This is a genomic window from Sphingobium sp. FW306-1B-F04DB, from assembly GCF_058781925.1.
Window position 1 is genome coordinate 20711 of the sequence record NZ_JBYSXE010000034.1, and the last position, 21250, is coordinate 41960.

Here is a 21250-nt window from a genome sequence, read left to right on the forward strand (position 1 = left end):
ATGGCTGAAGCGATCGATTGCTGTCGCCATGGGCTCCTGCTTTCACAGGAGCACTGATCCGGACCTATCGTGCCGCGGTCTGCTTCTCGGGCATGACCACCATCGACCAGCTCTTGTCGGCAACCAGATAGCGCTGCGCGGTCTGCTGGATCTCGACGGGCGTGATGGTCATCAGGTCGCGCACCAGGCTTTCCATCGCCGCTATCCTGCGCGGATCGCGCGATGAACCCGCGGTCTCACGCATCCAGTACTGGTTTCCGGTGGCCGCGCGCATGTAATATTGCTGGATGGGGCCCAGCGTGCGCTGCAACTCGTCGGCGTCGACCGGCTTGGCGACGAGATCCGATGCGATCTCGCGCGCGAGCTTGAAGAACTGCTCGGTCCCCTCGGGCTTCAGCTGTCCGAGCACGATCAGATAGCCGCCATTGTCCATGCCCGTCGGCCACTGGCTCGCCACGGTCGGGCTGTAGCTCGCGCCAGCCGAGGAACGGAGCTGATCGAACAACCGGTCGTTGAAGATCGCCGCCAGCACCTCGAGCTTGCGCGACTCCGAAATATTGTCGAGCCCGCCGCCCGTCGGCCAGGCGATCACCGCCGCCGACTGTTCGGCCGCGCCGGTATGCGTGCGCAGCTCCGGTTTGGCATTGTGCGTCGGCACACCCGTCAGCGCATTGGCCGGATCGATCGAAGCGGGCTTGCGCTGCTTCATAGCACCGAAGGTCGTGCGCGCCGCCTCGATCGCCTGTGCTGTCTCGAAATCGCCGAAGATCTGCACCTCGATCGGGCCGCTCGCCAGGATGGGCTCCCACAGCTTGCGGAATCTCTCGGGCGTCAGCGCCTCGATCTCCTGTCGGCTCGGCGTCGCCCAGCGCGGATCGCCGCCGCGCACGAGCGTTTCGAGATCGCGCGTGATCACGCCCGCCGGAGACGCGTTCATCACGTCATACCCCGCCAGCGTCTGCGCACGCGCGCGGATCACGGGCGCCGGATCCCAGCCGGGAAAGGCGAGCTTCGCCGCCATCAGCTTGAGCTGGTCGGCAAGGTCGGGCGCCCGCGTTTCGCCCTTGAGGACGAAGGCGTCCTCCTCGATATCGAGCCCCATGTTGATCTTGCGGCCGTTGGTCAGCCGATCGAGTTCCTCTAGCCCCAGCTTGCCGATGCCGCTGCCGACCAGCGCCAGCGCCCCCGACCATGCCACCGTCTCGCGATTGGCGGGCAGCGCCTTGTAGCCATTGCCGAAGCGGACCGTGACATAGACCTTGCCCGGCTCGCCCTTGTTGGGAAACAGGATCAGCTTGGTGCCGTTGGACAACGACACGGTCTCGATGTTGAAGCCGTTGATCTGCGAAGTGCCCGTCACCTTGCCCGCCGCCCCGAATTTGGGGATGTCGGCGAAGGTCACGGGCTTCCCGTCGTTTCGCGCGCCGACCGAGGTCACGTCCTCGGTGAGTGCGGTGGCAGCGAGCTTTTCGCCATCGGCCAGCGGCTTGGGTGTGCTGAGCATGAGCCGCGGCCCCGCGCCCGTGAACAGCCGCTTGGTCGAGGCGAGCAGATTTTCGGGCGTGAACAGCCGCTTGGCGCCGCGGAAGATGTCGAGCGCGCCCTGGGCGGTCGTCACGGTCTCGCGGATGTCGACCGCGCGGACCAGATCGTCCGCCTGACGCGTGCCCGGCTCGGCGCCTTCATTCTCAAGCTGTGCCAGCAAAGCCAGATCGAATTCCTGCGTCTCGCGGTCGATCTCGGCCTGCGACGGCGCGGTCGTGGTCGCGTCGGCGATCACCGCGCGGACGTCGCGTAGCGCGGCCTGCCAGTCGTCACCCAGCGGCACCAGCGACACCATCGTCGCATCGGCCGAGCGCGAGATGTCTTCCTGCTGCACCTGCGCCTGGAGGAAGCTGCCGCCAGCACGTGCGCGCGTTTCGAGCCGGCGATTGATCATGCGCACCGCGAGCGCGTCGACCATCAGCCCCTCATTATATGTGACGGTGTCGTTGACCTGCTCCCAGGGGCGCATCACTCCAAGCTGAACGATCGTCGGAAAGCTCGGCTCGACCATCGCGGTCACCGTCTTCGCATCGGGATCCGGCTTGCCGAAATCGGGATCCTTGGGATTGGGCCCAACGCCGCGCCAGGCCGAGAAATGTTTCTTGACCAGCGCTTCCATCGCCACGGGATCGGCGTCGCCCGAAATCACCACCACAGTCCGCTCGGGTCTGTACCAGCGATCATGGAATGCCCGCACCCCATCAGTGGTCGCCCCCGCCAGTGTCTCGGTCGTTCCGATCGTCGAGCGGGCGGCGAGCTTTTGTCCTGCAAAGAAATGTTCGCGTGTCGCGTCGCCCATCCGTACCGCGGGGCCAAACTGTTCGCGCTGTTCGGCCATCACCACCGCACGCTCGGCATTGACCGTGCTGTCACTGATATTGGGCGCCTCCATCATCCCCGCGAGGATCTTGATGCTTTCGTCGAGCCCCGCGGCGCGCGCATTGGGCAGGTCGAGCTTGTAGACCGTCTCGGTCGGCGTGGTCGACGCGTTGCTGTCGCTGCCGAATGTCGCCCCAAGCCTCTGCCAGATGCGCTTGGATTCGCCCTCGGGCACGAATTTGGAGCCGCGGAAGGACAGATGCTCGAGGAAATGCGCGAAGCCCTGTTCCTTGTCCTCCTCCATCAGCGAACCCGCATCGATCCGCACGCGGATCGATACCTGCCCCGGCGGCACGCCGTTCTTGCGGATCGCATAGCGCAGCCCGTTGTCGAGCGTGCCGAACAGCCACGCCTTTTCCTGCGGGACATCCGAGTTGACGTAGAGCCACGGCACCTCGGCCTGTTTGGCGGCGAGGGCCTGCGGCGCGAGTACGGGTGCCTGCTGAGCGACGAGCGGAACCGAGGTAAAGCCGATCGTCGCGGCGAGCGGAAGCAGGGTGAAGCGCGCAAGGCGCCAGCTACGGGATTTCATGGCCTGGAGGATATGGGCCGAAGCTGAATAATTCCAATACGGATTCGGCGGACGGCGCCGACCAGATGACGAAAGGCCCCTCCCCGAAGGGAGAGGCCCGTCAATTTCAGCGGCTGCCGAAGCGCTTTACCGCGCCCTTATGCGCGCCGGGCGCACCCTTGCGGCGCCGGTGGAAAGGACGTTTGGTCTTGTCGCCCGCGGGTTGCTGCGTACGCGCTTCGCCGCCACGATCGTCATGACGCCGCTTGCCCGGCTGCGCAGCAGACGGCGCGCTGCGCGGGGGCTGGGGCAGCTTGGCGGCCTGCGCGAGGAAATCCTCGGGCAGCGGCACTGTGTCGAGCTTGACGCGCGTCAGCCGCTCGATCTGCTTGAGCCACTGCTTCTCCTCGCCATCGACGAAGCTGATCGAAACGCCTTCCGCTCCGGCGCGCGCGGTGCGGCCGATGCGGTGGACATATTGTTCGGGTACGTTGGGCATCTCGAAGTTGAACACATGGCTCACGCCCGGAACGTCGATGCCGCGCGCCGCGATATCGGTCGCGACGAGGATCTTGATGTCGCCGTTGCGGAATGCCTGGAGCGCGGCGGTGCGCTGCGGCTGCGACTTGTTGCCGTGGATGGCGAGCGCGCCGACGCCGGCCGCGACAAGGTGCTTCACGACGCGGTCCGCGCCGTGCTTGGTGCGCGTGAAGACGAGCGCGCGCTCGATCGGTTCGGCCTTGAGCGTGAGCGTGAGCAGCGCCTGCTTCTCCTTCTGGTTCACGAAGGAGACGTACTGGTGGACGCGCTCGGCAGTGGTCGACTGCGGCGCGACCGACACCTTGACCGGATCGGTCAGAAAACGGTCACCCAGCTCGGCGATCGCCTTGGGCATGGTCGCCGAGAAGAACAGGCTCTGGCGCTTGGTCGGCAGCAGCTTGTCGATGCGCTTCAGCGGCACGATGAAGCCGAGGTCCATCATCTGGTCGGCTTCGTCGAGCACGAAGATCTCGACGTCGCGCAGGTGGAAGGCGCGCTGGTCGATCAGGTCGAGCAGGCGGCCCGGGGTGGCGACGACGATGTCGGCGCCCGCCTTCAGCTTGCTGATCTGCCGCCCGATCGGCACGCCGCCGAACACGACCTCGACCGAGAGGCGCAGGTTGTGGCCGTAGTCGCGGAAGGACGTGGCGATCTGGCTCGCCAGCTCGCGCGTCGGCGAAAGCACCAGCATCCGGCAGCTGCCCAGCGGACGCGGCTTGGGGTTGTTGGCGAAATAGTGGAGCGAGGGCAGCGCGAAGGCCGCGGTCTTGCCCGTGCCCGTCTGCGCGATGCCGCACAGGTCGCGGCCTTCGAGCAGCGGCGGGATCGACTGCACCTGGATCGGGGTCGGCTTGTCATAGCCCTTGGCGGCGAGCGCCTTGATGATCGGCTCGGCCAGGCCAAGGTCGGTGAATTTCGTCATCTATCGTTCTCTTTATGTCATGCGAAGCGCGGCCACGCACGGGACGTGCGGGCGCGAAACGCGGGGTTCGTTGACGACCCGCGTGAAATGGGAAGCCTTGCAAAAGCAAAGCGCATCTCTTCAGCCGGTCCCGGATTTCCGGGCGTTCACGCTGCCGAATATGGTCACGGCCGGTCCACCGGCCTGATGCGCTGGCGGGCATATGACTGTAAATCGTGGCGAAAGCAAGGCCGCCCTTGATCACGGCCCCTGCCTGCTGCACAAAAACGCCATGCCGCACGCACATGGAAACCGCTTCAAGGTCAGGCGCTTCGCGCTTGCCGCTTCACTCCTCCTCGCCACCGCGCCGCTCCACGCGCAGCTGACTCCGGCCGAACGCGACATGACCGTGGCGGTCGAGGCGGATCAGGACCGCTCGGTCGCGTTGCTCGAAAGGCTGGTCAACCAGAACTCCGGAACGCTGAATCTGGAAGGCGTGACCAGGGTCGGCGAGATGATGCGCGCCGAACTGGAGCCGCTGGGCTTCGCCGTACGGTGGGTGCCGATGGCCACGACCGAGCGTGCGGGACATTTGATCGCCGTCCACAAGGGCAATGGCCGCGGCAAGCGGCTGCTGCTTATCGGCCATCTCGACACCGTGTTCGAGAAGGACTCCCCCTTCCAGCGCTTCGAACGACACGGATCGAAGGGCATCGGCCCCGGCGCGGGCGACGACAAGGGCGGCATCGTCGTGATGCTGATGGCGCTGCGCGCGATGCACAAGGCAGGCACGCTCAAGGACGCCGATATCGAGGTCGTTCTCACCGGCGACGAGGAAGAGGCGGGCGACCCGGTCGAGATTTCGCGCGCCGACCTCATCGCCGCGGGCAAGCGTGCCGACGTCGCGCTCGATTTCGAGGGGCTCGTCGTCCAGGACGGCAAGGATATGGGCTCGATCGCGCGCCGCAGCAGTTCGGGCTGGACGGTGACGGTGAAGGCCTCGGGCGGTCATTCGAGCGGCATCTTCAGCAAGGAGGCTGGCGACGGCGCGATCTATGCGTTGGCGAAGATCATCACTTCCTTCCGAAGCGAACTTCCCGAACCCAACCTCACCTTCAATGTCGGCCTGATCGCGGGCGGCGCCACCGCTGAAGCGCCTGAAGGCGGAGCGGCGGTCTCGGCGACGGGCAAGACCAACATCATTCCCGAAATCGCCATCGCGCGCGGCGACATCAGGACGCTGAGCAACGAGCAGACCGAGCGCGTCCGCGGGCGGATGCAGGAGATCATTGCGCGCCCTTCGCCCGGCGCAACCGCGAAGATCGAGTTCAGCAAGCACACCTATCCCGCCATGGCACCGACGCCGGGCAATCGCGCGCTGCTCGACCGGTTGAACGTCGTCAACCGCGACCTCGCCCTCCCCGAAATGCCCGCGCTCGATCCGCTAAAGCGCGGTGCGGGTGACATCGCCTTCGTCGCGCAGGACGTCGACGGCCTCGTCGGCCTTGGCCCGTCAAGCACCGGCGATCATGCCCCGGGCGAGGCGGTCGACCTCGACAGCTTCGGGCGCCAGGCAAAGCGCGCGGCGATTCTGATGACCCGGCTGAGCCGCGAGAAGCGCTGAAAAGGCCGCAATCGCACTTGATCCGCGGGGGCTTTGCCCCCAAATGCACACCATGCTGATCGAGACCGAAACCACGCCCAATCCGGCGACGCTCAAGTTCCTGCCCGGCCGCCGCGTGATGGACGCGGGCACGCGCGATTTCGCGAACCCCGAAGAGGCCGAGATCTCGCCGCTCGCCGAGGCGCTGTTCGCGCAGGGCGATGTCGAGGGCGTGTTCTTCGGGAGCGACTTCATCTCGGTCACCGCCGCGCCCGGCGTCGCCTGGTCCGACCTCAAGCCGCAGGTGCTGTCGGTCCTGCTCGACCATTTCACCGCGGACATGCCGCTTTTCCGTCCGGGCAGTGCGGGCGGCATCAGCGTGCCCGACGATGACGAGGCGTTCGCGGAGAACCCCGAGGATGCCGACATCGTCGCGCAGATCCGCGAGCTGATCGATACGCGTGTCCGCCCCGCGGTCGCCAATGACGGCGGGGATATCGTCTATCGCGGCTTCGACAAGGGCACGGTCTATCTCCGCATGCATGGCGCCTGCGCGGGCTGCCCCTCCTCGACCGCCACGCTCAAGCATGGCATCGAGACGCTGCTCAAGCATTATGTGCCGGAAGTGACCGAAGTCCGCGCAGTCTGACGCGCAATCCTGCCGGTTCAAAAGGGGAAGCAAATATGGGGCAGCCGCTCTCGCCCGAAGGGCTCGACACGATCTTCCGCACCGCGCGGACCTATAATGGCTATCTCGACAAGCCCGTCAGCGAGGCGCAGCTCCACCAGATCTGGGACCTGATGAAGATGGGGCCGACCTCGGCCAACCAGCTTCCGGCGCGGCTCGTCTGGTGCGTCAGCGAGGACGCAAAGGAAAAGCTCGCGGCAACCGCGATGGAGAGCAATGCGGTGAAGATCCGCAAGGCGCCGGTCTCGGTCATCATCGGCTATGACGAGAATTTCCACGAGCATCTGCCCGAACTCTTTCCGCATACCGATGCGAAGAGCTGGTTCGAGGGGAATTTGCCGTTGCGTCAGGCCAATGCCTTCCGCAACAGCTCGCTGCAGGGTGCCTATTTCATCATCGCCGCGCGCGCGCTCGGGCTCGACACCGGCCCGATGTCGGGGTTCGACAATGCCGCGGTCGACAAGGCGTTCTTCGCCGACACGCCGCACATCAAGTCCAACTTCATCTCGACGCTCGGCTATGGCGATCCTGCGACAATCTTCGGTCGCAGTCCGCGCCCGGCCTTCGACAAGTTCAACCGCATCGCCTGACCCCTTGCGCCAGCTCGTCATCGAAACCGCGACGGCCGCATGCTCGGTGGCGCTGTTCGAGGACGGCGCGCTCATCGCCGAAACACATGAAGAGGTCGGCCGTGGCCATGCCGAGCGTCTGATCCCGATGATCGGCGCGCTGCCCGACAAGGGCCGCGCCGACGAGATCCTCGTCGATTGCGGGCCCGGCAGCTTCACCGGCGTCCGCGTCGGTCTCGCCGCGGCGCGCGGGCTGGGGCTCGGCTGGAAGGTGCCCGTCTTCGGCTTTTCCTCACTCAGCCTGATCGCAGCCGGTGCCGACTGGGGTGATGAAGCGACGCTTGCGGTCGCGATCAACGGGGGGCATGGTCAGCTCTTCGTTCAGCGGTTCGAAAGGACGCCCATGCGACCGGCATCCGATCTTGCCTCGCTCGTCCCGGCCGCGGCCGGCGCATTTGCCGCTGACCGGCTGGTCATCGGCAACGGCGCCGCGCCGCTCGTTGAGGCGCGCGGTACGGGCGAGGCGCGTGCGGCGGATGCGCGTGCGAGCGGCGCTCTCGCGATCCCCGCGCAACTGCGCGCGCTGCCGCCCATTCCGATCTATGGGCGCGCGCCCGATGCGAAGCCGATGCCATGAGCACGGCGGCGGATCATTCGGTCACCGTCTTCGGCGCCGATGCCACCGCGCTCGTTCCGGTCCTGGAGATCATGCGCGCCGCCTTCGACCCGGCCTATGGCGAGGCGTGGAACGCCGCGCAATGCGCAGCGATCATCGGCGGCCCGGGCGTCTGGCTGCTCATCGCCGAACTCGACGGCCGCCCCGCAGGCTTCGCGCTGACGCGCGCGGTTCTCGACGAGGCCGAGTTGCTGCTCATCGCGGTCCATCCCGAGGCGCGACGGCGCGGCGTGGGCGCGGCACTGCTCGATGCGGTGATGGATGGATGCCGCCTACGATCGGTCAATCGCCTGTTTCTCGAAGTACGTGCAGGCAATCCGGCAATCGCACTTTACACCGCTTTCGGCTTTTCAAAGGTTGGTGAGCGCACCAATTACTATCGCGGAGCAAATGGGCAATTGTTCGACGCGCACAGTTACAGTCTTGCCCTCCAAAAAATTATGAAATTGCAAAACGCTTGATTGCAACGCCCCGATTGTGCCGCCATATAGGATGGGACGATGCAAGAATGCACGTCCAGCCTCGGGTCATAGAGAGAACAAGATGGACAACCAGAACGAACTGTCCGAAACCCTTATCACGCTTACGGCCGACATTGTTGCAGCGCATGTCAGCAACAACAGCGTCGCGGTCTCGGATTTGCCGCTGCTTATTCAGAATGTGCATGGTGCGCTCGCCAGCCTTGGCAGCGTCGAGGCAGCACCCGAAGTAAAGCAGGAACCTGCCGTTTCGGTTCGTGCTTCGGTGAAGCCCGACTACATTGTCTGCCTCGAAGACGGCAAGAAGCTCAAGATGCTCAAGCGTCACCTTATGACGCACTATCAGATGACGCCCGAGCAATATCGCGCAAAGTGGAACCTGCCCGCGGACTATCCGATGGTGGCGCCCAACTATGCCGAACAGCGCCGCAGCCTGGCCAAGAAAATCGGGCTCGGCACCAAGCGTCGCAAGCGCTGACCCCCGGCGCGAAGACGCAGGCGGCACGGCTGGGAAACGTGCCGCCACGGCTTTCGCCAGTCTTCAAAAGCGGCTAGGCTCTCCCCATATTTTTATTTCCGGGGTGAAAGCAGGAACTGATGAGCCGCAAGATCGACGTGGAAGCATTGTGTCATGAACGCGGGCTGCGCATCACCGAGCAGCGCCGCGTGATTGCACGCGTGCTGTCGGAGGCCGAGGACCACCCCGATGTCGAGAAGCTGCACGAGCGCGCATCCGCGATCGATCCGGGCATCTCGATCGCGACGGTCTATCGCACCGTCCGCCTGTTCGAAGAGGCTGGCATCCTTGAACGCCATGATTTCGGCGACGGCCGCGCACGCTACGAAGCCGCGCCCGAATCGCACCACGACCATCTGATCGATGTCGAGACGGGCAATGTGATCGAGTTCGTCGATCCCGAGCTCGAGGCGCTGCAGAAGCAGATCGCCGAGAAACTCGGCTTCCGCCTCGTCGATCATCGCATGGAGCTCTATGGCGTCTCGATCGATCGCAAGAGCTGATCGGCTGACACCGCGGGCGATGTTTCGCATCGCTGGCATGGTCGGCGCGCTCATCCTCTGCCTTCCCCTGCATGGACTCTGGCGGCTGATGCGCGCGCGATCGCCCTGGCCCCCGATCTTCCTGGGACTTTGCGGCCGTGCCGCGGGCGTACGCGTGGCGGTCGTCGGCGAACCCATTCGACAAAATGTTCTTTTTGCATCGAACCATATCAGCTGGCTCGAGATCCTCGCGCTGGGCGGCGCGGCGCGCACGGCCTTCGTCGCCAAGGCCGAGGTCGGACGCTGGGGGATCATCGGCTGGCTCGCCGGGCTCAATCATACCGTCTATGTCGAGCGCGAGGATCGCACGGCGGTAAGGGGGCAGGCCGGCGCGGTGCGCCAGGCGCTCGTCAACCGAAAGCCCGTCACCCTCTTCCCCGAGGGTACGACCGGCGACGGGATCGCGCTGCTGCCCTTTCGCGCCTCGCTCTTCGCCGCGGTCGCGCCGCCGCCCGATGGCGTGTGCGTCCAGCCCGTCGCGCTCGATTATGGTGCCGCCGCGACCGAGATCGCATGGACCGATGCCGAGCCCGCGGGCGCCAACGCCAAGCGGATCCTCAATCGCAAGGGCACGATTCCGCTCACCATCCATTTTCTCGAGCCATTACCGGAGGATGTGCTGGCCGATCGCAAGGCGATCGCGCTGATGGCACAATCGCAGATCGCGAGCCGGTTGGACGCCGCTTCCCGCCAGCGCCGGCTTGGCTTATAGCGCAGGTCAGATGACTCGCTCCAATCCCCGCACATATCAGGTCAAATCCTTCGGCTGCCAGATGAACGTCTATGACGGCGATCGCATGGCCGAAATGCTCAGCCAGCAGGGCATGCGTCCCGCGGGCGACGGCGAGGCCGCCGACATCGTCGTGCTCAACACCTGCCACATCCGCGAAAAAGCCGCGGAAAAGGTCTATTCGGACATCGGCCGCCTCGCGAAGCCCGAGACCGGCGAACGCCCGATGATCGCGGTCGCGGGCTGCGTCGCGCAGGCCGAGGGGCCGGAAATCGTGCGCCGCGCGCGCGATGTCGACATCGTCGTCGGCCCGCAGGCCTATCACCGCCTCCCCGAGCTGGTGGCCAAGGCGGCGCGCGGCGAAAGCGCGCTCGACACCGATATGCCGCTCCTCTCCAAATTCGACGCGCTGCCCCGGCGTGCGCGCCAGCAGCGGCCGAGCGCCTTCCTGACCGTGCAGGAAGGCTGCGACAAGTTCTGCACCTATTGCGTCGTCCCCTATACGCGCGGCGCCGAGGTCTCGCGGCCGTGGAGTGCAATCGTCGACGAGGCGAAGGCGCTGATCGACGGCGGCGCCAGGGAAATCACGCTGCTCGGCCAGAACGTCAACGCCTGGACGGGCGAGGACCACAAGGGCACGACGCAGGGTCTCGACGGCCTGATCCGCGCGCTCGACCGGCTGCCGGGGCTTGAACGCATCCGCTACACGACCAGCCATCCCAACGACATGACCGAGGGGCTGATCGCCGCGCATGGCGATGTCGAAAGGCTGATGCCGTTCCTGCACCTGCCCGTGCAATCGGGCAGCGACCCGATCCTGAAGGCGATGAACCGCAGCCATAGCACTGCGAGTTATCTGGCGATCATCGAGCGCGTCCGCGCAGTGCGCCCCGACATCGCAGTCTCGGGCGACTTCATCGTCGGCTTCCCCGGCGAAAGCGACGCCGATTTCGAGGCGACGCTCCAGATCGTCCGCGATGTCGACTATGCGATGGCCTATTCGTTCAAATATTCGCCGCGCCCCGGCACCCCTGCCGCCGACATGGACGCGCAGATTGCGCCCGCGCTGATGGACGAACGGCTCAAGGCATTGCAGGACCTGCTCAACGAACAGCAGCATGCCTTCAACCGCACCACGCTCGGCCGGCGCACACGGGTACTGCTCGAACGCAACGGCAAGCTCCCCGGCCAGCTCATCGGCAAGTCGCCCTGGCTGCAATCGATCCACGTCATCGCGGAAGGGGCCGCGATCGGCGACATGCTCGATGTCGAGATCATCTCGGCCGGGCCCAACAGTCTAGGAGGCGCAATGCTGGAAAAGGTGGCTGCCTGATGTCGCGCAAGGCCGAACAGGCGCAACCCGGGCAAAAGGCCCGTCTCGAAATCCTCTTCGACAAACCGCAGCTGCTCGGCCGCCTCTTCGGCGAATATGACCAGAACCTCGTCGCGATCGAGAACCGGCTGGGCGTCTATATCTCGGCGCGCGGCAACAAGATCCAGATCGAGGGCGAGGCCGAGGCAGCCGCCCGCGCGCGCGACGTGCTGACGGGCCTCTACAACCGCATCGTTCGGGGTCAGGATCTCGACACCGGCGCGGTCGAGGCGGTGATCGCCATGTCCTCCGAGCCGACGCTCGAGGGCATCATCCGCGCCGACGTCTCGCAGCCGCCCGAGGTGATGATCCGCACGCGCAAGAAGACGATCGTGCCGCGCTCGGCGGGGCAGATCACCTATATGCAGTCGCTTGCGCGCGACGAGATCATCTTCGCATTGGGGCCCGCGGGTACCGGCAAGACCTACCTCGCGGTCGCGCAGGCGGTGAGCCAGCTCATCACCGGCTCGGTCGACCGGCTGATCCTCTCGCGCCCCGCAGTCGAGGCGGGGGAAAAGCTCGGCTTCCTCCCCGGCGACATGAAGGAGAAGGTCGATCCCTATCTCCGTCCGCTCTACGACGCGCTGCACGACTGCCTGCCCGCCGAGCAGGTCGAGCGGCGCATCGGCTCGGGCGAGATCGAGATCGCGCCGATCGCCTTCATGCGCGGCCGGACGCTCGCCAATGCCTTCATCATTCTCGACGAAGCGCAGAACACCACGCCGCTCCAGATGAAGATGTTCCTCACCCGCTTCGGCGAGGGCAGCCGGATGGTCATCTGTGGCGACCCCAATCAGGTCGACCTGCCCGATCCCACCAAATCGGGGCTCGCCGACGCGGTCTCCAAGCTGACCGGCGTGCAGGGCATCAACGTCGTCCCCTTCGGTGTCTCGGACGTCGTCCGCCATCCGATCGTCGGGCGGATCGTCGAAGCCTATGAGGGGCGCGGTGCTTGATATAGCCGTCCAGGCCGGACCCGGCTGGGGCAAGATCGAGGATTGGGAAGCACTGGCAGCGCGCGCGGTGACCGCTGCGCTGCAGATCAGCCCCTATGGCGAATGGATCGAACGCAACCTCGCGATCGAGGTCGCGATCCGCCTCACCGACGACGATGAGGTGAAAACGCTCAACGCGCAGTATCGCGGCAAGGACAAGCCGACCAACGTGCTGAGCTTCCCGATGGTCCAGGCAGACCTGCTCGACGGCCTCGCCAATACCGATGACGGCGAGGTGCTCCTCGGCGACATCGTGCTCGCGCGGGGTGTCTGCCGGCACGAGGCCGCCGATAAGGGAATCAGCGTGGCCGACCATGCGACACACCTGATTGTTCATGGTACTTTCCATTTGCTAGGTTATGACCATCTGGAGGACGCCGAGGCCGAGGCGATGGAAGCGCTCGAGATACGCGCGCTGGCATCGCTGGGCCTGGCCAATCCATATGATGACATCAGGGGCTGACTACAAAGACCATGCCAGACGATTCCAGTAGCGGAGACAGTAGCGGCCGATTGTGGCGCGGACTGCGCAGCCTGATCTTCGGCGAGGACAGCGAACCGACGCTGCGCGACCAGATCGAGGAAGCGATCGAGGAGCATGAGGAAGACGCCGACCGGCCGTCCAATGGCGACCTGTCGCGGATCGAGCGCCAGATGCTCAAGAACCTCCTCCATTTCGGCGAACGCACCGCGAGCGACGTCTCGGTGCCGCGTGCAGACATCATCGCGATCGCCGAAACCGCGAGCTTCAGGGAACTGTCGGCGCTGTTCGTCGAGAGCGGCCTTAGCCGCCTCCCCGTCTATCGCGACAGCCTCGACACGATCATCGGCATGATCCATGTCCGCGACGCCTTCGCGATCCGTGCCGAGGGCCGCCCCGAGCCCGCGAACATCGCCGAACTCATGCGCCAGCCGCGCTACGTGCCCGAAACGATGGGCGTGCTCGACCTGCTCGCCGAGATGCGCGCGACGCGCACGCACCTCGCGATCGTGCTCGATGAATATTCGGGCACCGAGGGGCTCGTCACGATCGAGGATCTGGTCGAGGAGATCGTCGGCGAGATCGAGGACGAGCATGACGACGAGCCCGAAGAGCTGCTCGTCGCGATCGACAATGGCTGCTGGGACGCCGATGCGCGCGCCGAGCTGGAGGATGTCGGCGAGATTGTCGACCCGCGACTGGCCGAGGTCGAGGAGGATGTCGACACCTTGGGCGGCCTCGCCTTCGTGCTGGCGGGCCATGTTCCCCAGCCGGGCGAGATCGTCGCGCACGACAGCGGCTGGAAGCTCGAGATCACCGAAGGCGATTCGCGCCGTGCAACGCGCATCCGACTGCATCCACCCGAACCCGTGGTCGAGGAAGAAGCCTGATCGGATCAGGGTGCGCATCCACGCGCCCCACCCTTTCGCGCGCGCCGCTAATCCCTTTGCGACACGCACACCGCCGATTAGTCACGCAATCGATCAATCTGATGGGATTAATGCGTTTCGTTATCCGGCACGGCTGAGGCATGATCAGTGCACGACAAATCGCAATGTTCAACCTGGGCCATCCCGGTTATGATGCGCCCGCGCAAAGCCTGGGAGGATCCACCGAAGAGTCACTCCAAAGCCGCCATCTCAGCCCCCTAAGATGCGCGGACCACGGCACTGGCGAAATTAGCTCCCGCCGGTGCCAGTTCCCTGCCGCCGGGGCCCCCTCCCAAGACCGGCGACAGGAGCGCCTGATGCGTGCGCCGGATCCCCTTGACCGGCGCACGCTCAGGCATATTGTCGCAACCCATGAAAAAGTCGGTCATTATCCTCATCGTCGTGGCGCTGCTCGCGGTATTCGCAGGCGTTTATTATTATGTCGGCAGGGGCGAGCCCGCGAAGCTCTCCGTCGATGCGGTGACGGGCGCAAAGCCAGAGATCGCCGCGCCCAATCGCGAGACCTTCCCGCTGATCAACATTGCCAAACCTGTGGGCTGGGCGGGCGGCGCGAAGCCGACCGCACCTGCGGGACTTCAGGTCGCCGCCTTCGCGGACAAGCTCGACCATCCCCGCTGGATGTACCTGCTTCCCAATGGCGATGTGCTGGTGGCCGAGACCAATTCACCGCCACGCGTGGTCGAGGGGATCAGGGATCGGGTGATGAATTTGCTGATGGGTCGCGCGGGCGCGGGCTCCGCCTCCGCCAACCGTATCACGCTGCTGCGCGACAGCGATGGCGACGGCGTCGCGGATCAGCGCTCGGCGCTGCTCGAAGGGCTCAACTCGCCCTTCGGCATGGCACTGATCGGGGACACACTCTACGTCGCCAATACCAATGCGATCCTCGCCTTCCCCTACAAGCCCGGCGATACGAAGATCACCACCCCGGGCCGCAAGATCAGCAACCTGCCCGCTGGCTTCAACCACTGGACGCGCAACCTGATCCCCAGCCCTGACGGCAAGAAGCTGTTTGTCACCGTCGGCTCGGCGAGCAATATCGGCGAGCGCGGCATGGACAAGGAGGTCAACCGCGCCGCCATCCACGAGATCGACATCGCGACGGGCAATTCGCGCATCTTTGCCGCGGGGCTCAGGAACCCCAACGGCCTCGCCTATGAGCCGCACAATGGCTGCCTGTGGACCACGGTCAACGAACGCGACATGCTCGGCGGCGATCTCGTGCCCGACTATATGACCTGCGTCGAATTCGGCGCCGACTATGGCTGGCCCAACAGCTATTGGGGCGGCTACGAGGACATCCGCGTCGAACCCCGCCGCCCCGATCGGCTCGAATATGTGAAGCGGCCCGACTATGCGCTCGGGCCGCATGTGGCAGCGCTCGGCCTCACTTTCGCCGATGGCGCCAGTCTCGGTGCCAATTATGCGAGCGGCGCCTTTGTCGGCCTGCACGGCTCATGGAACCGCGAGCCGCCCTCGGGCTACAAGGTCGTCTTCGTGCCCTTTGGCGACAATGGCTACCCGCTGCCCAACGCCAAGCCACAGGATTTCCTCACCGGCTTCCTCAACGCCGAGGGCGAGGCACAGGGTCGCCCGGTCGGCGTGATCAAGGACAAGACGGGCGCACTGCTGGTGGCGGACGATGTCGGCAACGTCATCTGGCGGGTCAGCGGGCCCAAGGCGCCCGCGGCAACGCCGGCACGTTGATCGAGTTCAAAAGGCGGGCAATGCCCTGAGCCCCTCGCTCGCTTTTCGGGCGCGCGAGGACATTTGCAGGAAATGGGCGGCGATCACGGGCAATAGGCATAGGGCGGGGCGCCGAGCTGGATCGCGCGGTTCTGGAGCGCCAGCCGATAGGTCGCGAGCACCTGGTTGGTCTGCGTATAGCCCGGATCGGTCACGCTGCCCCAGAGATAGAAGATCGACGCATCGCTCGGCGTCAGCGTCGCGCCAGGGTCGTTCTGGACGGACTTCCACGTCGCCTTCGACACCGGCGTCGTGAACAGTGCGGGGTCGATCACCATCTCCTCGCTCCAGAACCAGTACCGACGCACGCACAGCGTGGGCGCGACGTGCCAGCCCCATTCGACGAAGCATTGCGGGTTGTTTTTCGTGTCGACATGCAGCCAGTAGCCGGTGCTGTGCTCGATCCAGACTTTGCGCGGCTTGCGCCCCATGTTGATCATCAGCCGGCACATTTCGTGCGCGCGGCCCCAGCAACCGTCATCGGGATAGAGAAAGGGGATGCACGGCGCGGGCACGGTCAGGGGCGGGCAGGTCGTTGCCGCCATCGCGTCGAAGATCTGCTGCGCCCTCGTCCGCGAGACACAGCGAAACCACCACCACGGCCAGAAGGGCCAGCGCCAGATCCAGTCGAAAAGGTTCCAGCGGCGTTCGAGCGGCGGGATGTCTTCCTTAGGCCAGGGCGGCAGCGGGCCATCATCGGGTCCTGGCATATAGGCGCGGATGTCGATGACATTGTGCGCCTCATCCTCGGTCAGGATCACCGTCTGTCCCCGCTCGAGCGCGGCGCGCGCCTGTTCCGCGAGCGCCGTGAAATCGGGATTCTCGCGCAAGATCCGGTGGCGCGCGTGCGAGAAGTGCAGTTCGACGTCATAGCCGGGCTCGCTCGCGCTGATAGCGGCGATCCGCGTGACATGCGGGATAAGCAGCCGCGCGATCGCGTCGGTCGCGGGATCAACCTCGAGATAGACGGGCGCCTTCAACCGCGCGAGGCCGTCGAGCACCTGCGCGAAGCCCGGCGATTTTGGGTCGGCGGGGTCGAAGCGGATGCGACGCCCCTCATCGAGCTCGACCGAAAGCCCGCGCTCGGAACGCAGTATCTCGGCCGCAGGCCGATCGAGCGGCGGCTCCAACCGGATACGGGTCGAAACGATCGCATTAGGGTTGGGCATCGCGGTGCTCCCGGCAGATGCGCCATGATATCAGAGTGATGCGCCGCTGTCGTCGCGGCGAAAACACCCATATCGCACGCTTGGCGGACGACTATTCGCGGGTGAGCGGCCCCGCCTTGGGGTTCGGCCGCGTGACGACATAGCCCGCGCAAGCCAGCAGGAACAGCGCCGCGCCCGTCTCGACGAGCACGCCCGGACGCGTCGCGAAATGCAGCACGCCGAAACCGAAGGCCATGCCCGTACACGCCATCAGCTTGGCGCCCGGGCTGATCGCGCGCTCGCGCCGCCAGGCGACGATCGTGGGGCCGAAGCGCGGATGGTTGAGCAGCCATGCCTCGAGCCTGTCCGACGACCGCCCGAAGAAGAACGCCGCGATGATCAGGAAGATCGTGGTCGGCAGCAGCGGCACGAACGCGCCGATGATCCCGAGCGCGAGCGCGATCAGCCCCGCCGCAAGGTTCAGCGAGCGCCGCATGCGCCGCCGCCGCTCATGGCCGCGCCATCTCCAGGCACGGACCATAGTCGAGCCCGGGCGCGACGGGATCGGCCGCACGCCGCTGCGCCTCGGCGGCGATCGCCTCGCGCGCCTCGGCCATTTCGCGGTCGACCTCGTTGCCGCTCCTGCCTTCACCGCGCAGCGCTTCACGCGCACGATAGTCGAGCACCGCGGCAAGCGTCTTGAGGTCCCGCGCCTCGCCCGCCTGACGTGCGGCGGCGTCGTCATGGGCCAGTGCCAGCATCGCGGCGCATTGGGGCAGGCCGGGTGCGGGTGGCGCCGGTGTGAGCGCATCCATCAACGCGGTGCATTCAGCGACCGCCGCGTGCGGCAGGTCCTGCGCCGCACCGCCCGCCTTCGCGGTCTTCTGCCGCTCCGCCACCGCGGCCAGGATCGCGTCGCGCACCTGTTCCTTGGTCCAGCCGCTGTCCTTCATCACGGTTTCGCCGACGACCTGCGCGAAGCGCGCGCCGCGCTGCTTCATTGGTGGCCATTCGCCCGCACGGCCGCGCTCCTGCTCCGATGCAACGATCGCCAGCGTGGCGACGCAGCCGATCTGGCGTTGCTGCTCGGAATTGAGGGACGTTTGCGGCGCCGCCGCGGCGAGGGCGGCGATAGCCGCGAGCAACAGGCTATTCACCCCGCGGTCCCAGCGCCTTCACGCGATAGCAGGGGTTCAGATCCTCCTCGGCGGGTTCGACACCGCGTGCGGCGCGTGCCGCGCGCTCGGCCGCGATCGCCTTCTTCTCGACCGCGATCGTGGCATCGGCGCGTGCTTCGGCCTCGGATATGGAGCCTTGTTCGGCAATCACGATCTTGCGGAGCGCCGCGGCATCTTCGGCAAAGCCCTGCGTCATCGCGGGATCGCCGCTCTTCTGGCGCAGCGCCTCATGCGTCAGGCTGAACAGCGCCGCGCAGTGCACCGAACTGGGCAGCGGCGCGGGCGGCGCCTCCTGCCCGACAATCAACAGCAATGCGGCCAGCACGGATAGCGGCACAGTCAACTCCCCAACGCTCATACTCGTATTCCTGCTTGCCACGCGCGCGGCCGCTTGAAAACAAGCGAATTGCGGGCGATAGCTCGCCGCGTGATGCTCCACCCGCTGATTCTCGCGACATTAGCGGGGCTTGCCTCCGCCACGGGCTTCGCGCCCCTTGATCTCTGGCCCGTGACGCTCGTCGCCTTTGCGCTGCTGCTCCATCTCGTCCATCAGGCGCCCGGCATGAAGCGCGCGCTTCTGACCGGATGGCTGTTCGGTATCGGCCACTTCACTGTCGGCCTCAACTGGATCGCCCACGCCTTCACCTATCAGGACGCGATGCCGCACTGGTTCGGCTATGGCGCGGTGCTGCTGCTCTCGCTTTATCTCGCGGTCTGGCCCGCTTGCGCCGCGGGGCTGGCATGGCGTTGGGGCCGTGACCATCGAACCGCCTTCGTGCTGATCTTCGCCGCGGCCTGGATCGTCACCGAATGGCTCCGCGCGACGATGTTCACGGGTTTTGCGTGGAACCCGCTCGGCGTCGCGTTGGTGCCGCTGGGTTCACTGCCCGATCTCGCGCGCTATATCGGCACCTACGGCCTGTCGGGCTTCGCAGTGCTCGGCGCCGGCATGCTCTGGCTGTTCGCGCATCGGCTGTGGAAACCGGCGCTGCTGATCGGCGTGCCGCTCGTGCTGCTGACCGTGCTGCCCAAGAGTCTGTCGCGCACGCCCGACACAGCGGGACCGCTCATCCGCGTGGTCCAGCCCAATATCGGCCAGCAGGACAAGCACAACGAGGCCTTTGACGCGGTCAACTACAACAAGCTCGCCAGCCTCACCGGCAAGCCGGGCGCCGAGCCACGACTGATTTTCTGGCCCGAGGCCGCGATCCCCGAGTTCCTCGAGGAAGACCCGTTCGCGCGCGCGCGCCTCGCCGGTCTGCTGGGCCGCGGCGACCTCCTCCTCACCGGCGGGCTCGCGCTGATCGGCGACAGGGACGGCAACGTCATCGGCGCGCGCAACAGCCTGTTCGCGCTGACCCCCGATGCGCGGCTGATCGCACGCTACGACAAGGCGCATCTCGTGCCCTATGGCGAATATCTCCCAATGCGCCCGATCCTCTCGGCGATCGGATTTTCGCGGCTGGTGCCTGGCGACATGGACTTCTGGCCGGGTCCCGGCCCGCAAAGCCACGCCCTCCCCGGCTTCGGCCGCGTGGGCGGACAGATCTGCTACGAGATCATCTTTTCTGGGAATGTGATCGACTCGAAGCACCGGCCGGACTTCATCTTCAATCCCTCCAACGACGCATGGTTCGGGCGCTGGGGCCCGCCCCAGCACCTGGCGCAGGCCCGGCTGCGCGCGATCGAGGAGGGTATCCCCGTCATCCGCTCGACCCCCACTGGAGTCTCGGCGGTGATCGATGCCGAGGGCCGCGTTCTCAAAAGCCTGCCGCACCAAAGGGCCGGCTTCATCGACGCGCGCCTGCCCGCACCGCACGCGCCCACGCTCTTCGCGCGTTTGGGCAATATCCTGCCTTTCATGCTGGCAATGATTCTTGTCGGGCTCGCCGTTGCCTTGCGCCGTCGCGCCCGCTAAAGGGGGCTCAGCACCACACATAAAGTTTTCCTTATATCTACGAAGGCGAGTGCAATGCGCAGCAACTATCTCTTCACGTCCGAATCGGTTTCCGAAGGCCATCCCGACAAGGTTGCCGATCAGATCTCGGACGCTGTCGTCGACCTCTTCATCGGCCGCGATCCCGAAGCGCGCGTCGCCTGCGAAACGCTCGTCACCACCAACCGCATCGTGCTCGCGGGCGAAGTCCGCTGCCGCGAAGACGTCACCCCGACCCAGGCCGAGATCGAGGCCGCCGCGCGCGAGACCGTCAAGCGCATCGGCTATGAGCAGCACGGCTTCCACTGGCAGTACGCCGATTTCGCGTGCCACCTGCACGGCCAGTCGGCGCATATCGCGATGGGCGTCGACGAGAGCGGCAACAAGGACGAGGGCGCGGGCGACCAGGGCATCATGTTCGGCTTCGCCTGCGACGAAACCCCCGACCTGATGCCCGCGACGCTCTATTACTCGCACCGCATCCTCGAGAAGATGGCCGCCGATCGCCACAACAAGGTCGTCGATTTCCTCGAGCCCGACGCCAAGAGCCAGGTCACGCTCGCCTATGAGAATGGCCGCCCGGTCCGCGCGACCGCGCTGGTGGTCTCGACCCAGCATGCCACGGGCACCGATCAGGCGCTTCTGCGCGACTATGCCAAGAGCGTGATGAACGACGTACTCCCGCAGGGCTGGATGCCCAATGACGACGCCGCGATCTTCGTCAACCCGACCGGCCTGTTCGAGATCGGCGGTCCCGATGGTGACGCGGGCATCACCGGCCGCAAGATCATCGTCGACACCTATGGCGGCGCTGCACCGCATGGCGGCGGCGCGTTCTCGGGCAAGGACCCCACCAAGGTCGATCGCTCGGCCGCCTATGTCTCGCGCTATCTCGCCAAGAACATCGTTGCCGCGGGCCTCGCGAAAAAGTGCACGATCCAGCTCAGCTACGCGATCGGCATCGCCGAGCCGCTGTCGCTCTATGTCGACACGCACGGCACCGGTTCGGTCGACGAGGCGAAGCTCGAGGCGATCCTGCCCCAGCTCGTGCGCCTGACCCCGAAGGGCATCCGCACGCATCTCGGTCTCAACAAGGCGATATACCGCCCGACCGCCGCCTATGGCCATTTCGGCCGCAAGGCGGAGGGCGATTTCTTCACCTGGGAAAAGACCGACCTCGTCGACGCGCTCAAGCAGGCGATCTGATCGCTGTGCTCAGCCCCTCCCTATCAGGGAGGGGTTGGGGTGGGTGGCGAGCGCAGCG

The 21250-nt window shown here is 65.9% G+C and carries 21 protein-coding genes; 15 read left to right on the forward strand and 6 right to left on the reverse strand.

The window, feature by feature from the left end; genetic code table 11:
• Positions 1-64: 64 nt before the first annotated feature.
• On the reverse strand, positions 65-2956 hold the full coding sequence (locus AC3WJD_RS14670; RefSeq protein WP_492747432.1) for a M16 family metallopeptidase: 2892 nt from the start codon (positions 2954-2956) through the stop codon (positions 65-67).
• Between the two features lie 106 nt (positions 2957-3062).
• A complete protein-coding gene (locus AC3WJD_RS14675) occupies positions 3063-4397 on the reverse strand; it encodes a DEAD/DEAH box helicase (RefSeq protein WP_492747433.1) in 1335 nt (444 codons plus the stop codon).
• A gap of 271 nt (positions 4398-4668) precedes the next feature.
• On the opposite strand from AC3WJD_RS14675, the gene AC3WJD_RS14680 reads away from it, so the two are divergent.
• The 13 genes from AC3WJD_RS14680 (at position 4669) to AC3WJD_RS14740 (ending at position 15685) form a co-directional block, all read left to right on the forward strand.
• The gene (locus tag AC3WJD_RS14680) at positions 4669-6000 is read left to right on the forward strand and encodes a M20/M25/M40 family metallo-hydrolase (RefSeq protein ID WP_492747454.1); all 1332 of its coding nucleotides are present in this window, start codon (positions 4669-4671) and stop codon (positions 5998-6000) included.
• Between the two features lie 52 nt (positions 6001-6052).
• Entirely contained in the window at positions 6053-6628 is a 576-nt protein-coding gene (locus AC3WJD_RS14685; RefSeq protein WP_492747455.1) for a NifU family protein, read from the forward strand.
• Positions 6629-6663: 35 nt separating this feature from the next.
• Positions 6664-7257, forward strand: a complete 594-nt coding sequence (locus tag AC3WJD_RS14690; RefSeq protein ID WP_492747434.1) for a malonic semialdehyde reductase — start codon at positions 6664-6666, stop codon at positions 7255-7257.
• Between the two features lie 4 nt (positions 7258-7261).
• The gene (gene tsaB / locus AC3WJD_RS14695; protein WP_492747435.1) at positions 7262-7873 is read left to right on the forward strand and encodes a tRNA (adenosine(37)-N6)-threonylcarbamoyltransferase complex dimerization subunit type 1 TsaB; all 612 of its coding nucleotides are present in this window, start codon (positions 7262-7264) and stop codon (positions 7871-7873) included.
• Positions 7870-8373 carry a ribosomal protein S18-alanine N-acetyltransferase gene (gene rimI, locus AC3WJD_RS14700; protein WP_492747436.1) on the forward strand — a complete coding sequence of 168 codons (504 nt, stop codon included), beginning with the start codon at positions 7870-7872 and terminating at the stop codon, positions 8371-8373. The genes tsaB and rimI overlap by 4 nt, the downstream gene beginning before the upstream one ends.
• Before the next feature lie 82 nt (positions 8374-8455).
• Complete coding sequence (locus tag AC3WJD_RS14705) at positions 8456-8869, forward strand: Ros/MucR family transcriptional regulator (protein ID WP_492747437.1); 414 nt, start codon at positions 8456-8458, stop codon at positions 8867-8869.
• A 119-nt stretch (positions 8870-8988) separates the two neighbouring features.
• Complete coding sequence (locus AC3WJD_RS14710; RefSeq protein WP_492747438.1) at positions 8989-9411, forward strand: Fur family transcriptional regulator; 423 nt, start codon at positions 8989-8991, stop codon at positions 9409-9411.
• Between the two features lie 19 nt (positions 9412-9430).
• The gene (locus tag AC3WJD_RS14715) at positions 9431-10162 is read left to right on the forward strand and encodes a lysophospholipid acyltransferase family protein (RefSeq protein ID WP_492747439.1); all 732 of its coding nucleotides are present in this window, start codon (positions 9431-9433) and stop codon (positions 10160-10162) included.
• Positions 10163-10172: 10 nt separating this feature from the next.
• Positions 10173-11513 (forward strand): tRNA (N6-isopentenyl adenosine(37)-C2)-methylthiotransferase MiaB, encoded by a 1341-nt coding sequence (gene miaB / locus AC3WJD_RS14720; RefSeq protein ID WP_492747441.1) that lies wholly within the window; start codon positions 10173-10175, stop codon positions 11511-11513.
• Complete coding sequence (locus AC3WJD_RS14725; protein WP_492747442.1) at positions 11513-12508, forward strand: PhoH family protein; 996 nt, start codon at positions 11513-11515, stop codon at positions 12506-12508. Before miaB ends, AC3WJD_RS14725 begins: the two co-directional genes overlap by 1 nt.
• Entirely contained in the window at positions 12501-13010 is a 510-nt protein-coding gene (gene ybeY / locus AC3WJD_RS14730) for an rRNA maturation RNase YbeY (protein ID WP_492747443.1), read from the forward strand. Before AC3WJD_RS14725 ends, ybeY begins: the two co-directional genes overlap by 8 nt.
• A gap of 11 nt (positions 13011-13021) precedes the next feature.
• On the forward strand, positions 13022-13918 hold the full coding sequence (locus AC3WJD_RS14735) for a hemolysin family protein (protein WP_492747444.1): 897 nt from the start codon (positions 13022-13024) through the stop codon (positions 13916-13918).
• A 411-nt stretch (positions 13919-14329) separates the two neighbouring features.
• Positions 14330-15685, forward strand: a complete 1356-nt coding sequence (locus tag AC3WJD_RS14740) for a PQQ-dependent sugar dehydrogenase (RefSeq protein ID WP_492747446.1) — start codon at positions 14330-14332, stop codon at positions 15683-15685.
• A gap of 83 nt (positions 15686-15768) precedes the next feature.
• Here the strand turns inward: AC3WJD_RS14740 and AC3WJD_RS14745 are convergent, their stop codons facing one another.
• From AC3WJD_RS14745 to AC3WJD_RS14760, 4 genes are all read right to left on the reverse strand, one after another.
• Positions 15769-16893 (reverse strand): protein-glutamine glutaminase family protein, encoded by a 1125-nt coding sequence (locus tag AC3WJD_RS14745; RefSeq protein WP_492747447.1) that lies wholly within the window; start codon positions 16891-16893, stop codon positions 15769-15771.
• Between the two features lie 91 nt (positions 16894-16984).
• Positions 16985-17368: a YbaN family protein gene (locus AC3WJD_RS14750; protein WP_492747448.1), complete on the reverse strand. Its 384-nt coding sequence runs from the start codon at positions 17366-17368 to the stop codon at positions 16985-16987.
• 13 nt (positions 17369-17381) lie between these two features.
• Positions 17382-18029 carry a hypothetical protein gene (locus AC3WJD_RS14755; protein ID WP_492747449.1) on the reverse strand — a complete coding sequence of 216 codons (648 nt, stop codon included), beginning with the start codon at positions 18027-18029 and terminating at the stop codon, positions 17382-17384.
• Positions 18022-18408, reverse strand: a complete 387-nt coding sequence (locus AC3WJD_RS14760) for a hypothetical protein (protein ID WP_492747450.1) — start codon at positions 18406-18408, stop codon at positions 18022-18024. The genes AC3WJD_RS14755 and AC3WJD_RS14760 overlap by 8 nt, the downstream gene beginning before the upstream one ends.
• 72 nt (positions 18409-18480) lie before the next feature.
• Between AC3WJD_RS14760 and lnt the strand changes: the two genes are divergently transcribed.
• Both lnt and metK read left to right on the forward strand, forming a co-directional pair.
• Positions 18481-19968 (forward strand): apolipoprotein N-acyltransferase, encoded by a 1488-nt coding sequence (gene lnt / locus AC3WJD_RS14765; protein WP_492747451.1) that lies wholly within the window; start codon positions 18481-18483, stop codon positions 19966-19968.
• Between the two features lie 54 nt (positions 19969-20022).
• Positions 20023-21192 (forward strand): methionine adenosyltransferase, encoded by a 1170-nt coding sequence (gene metK, locus AC3WJD_RS14770; protein ID WP_492747452.1) that lies wholly within the window; start codon positions 20023-20025, stop codon positions 21190-21192.
• The last annotated feature ends 58 nt before the right edge of the window (positions 21193-21250 follow it).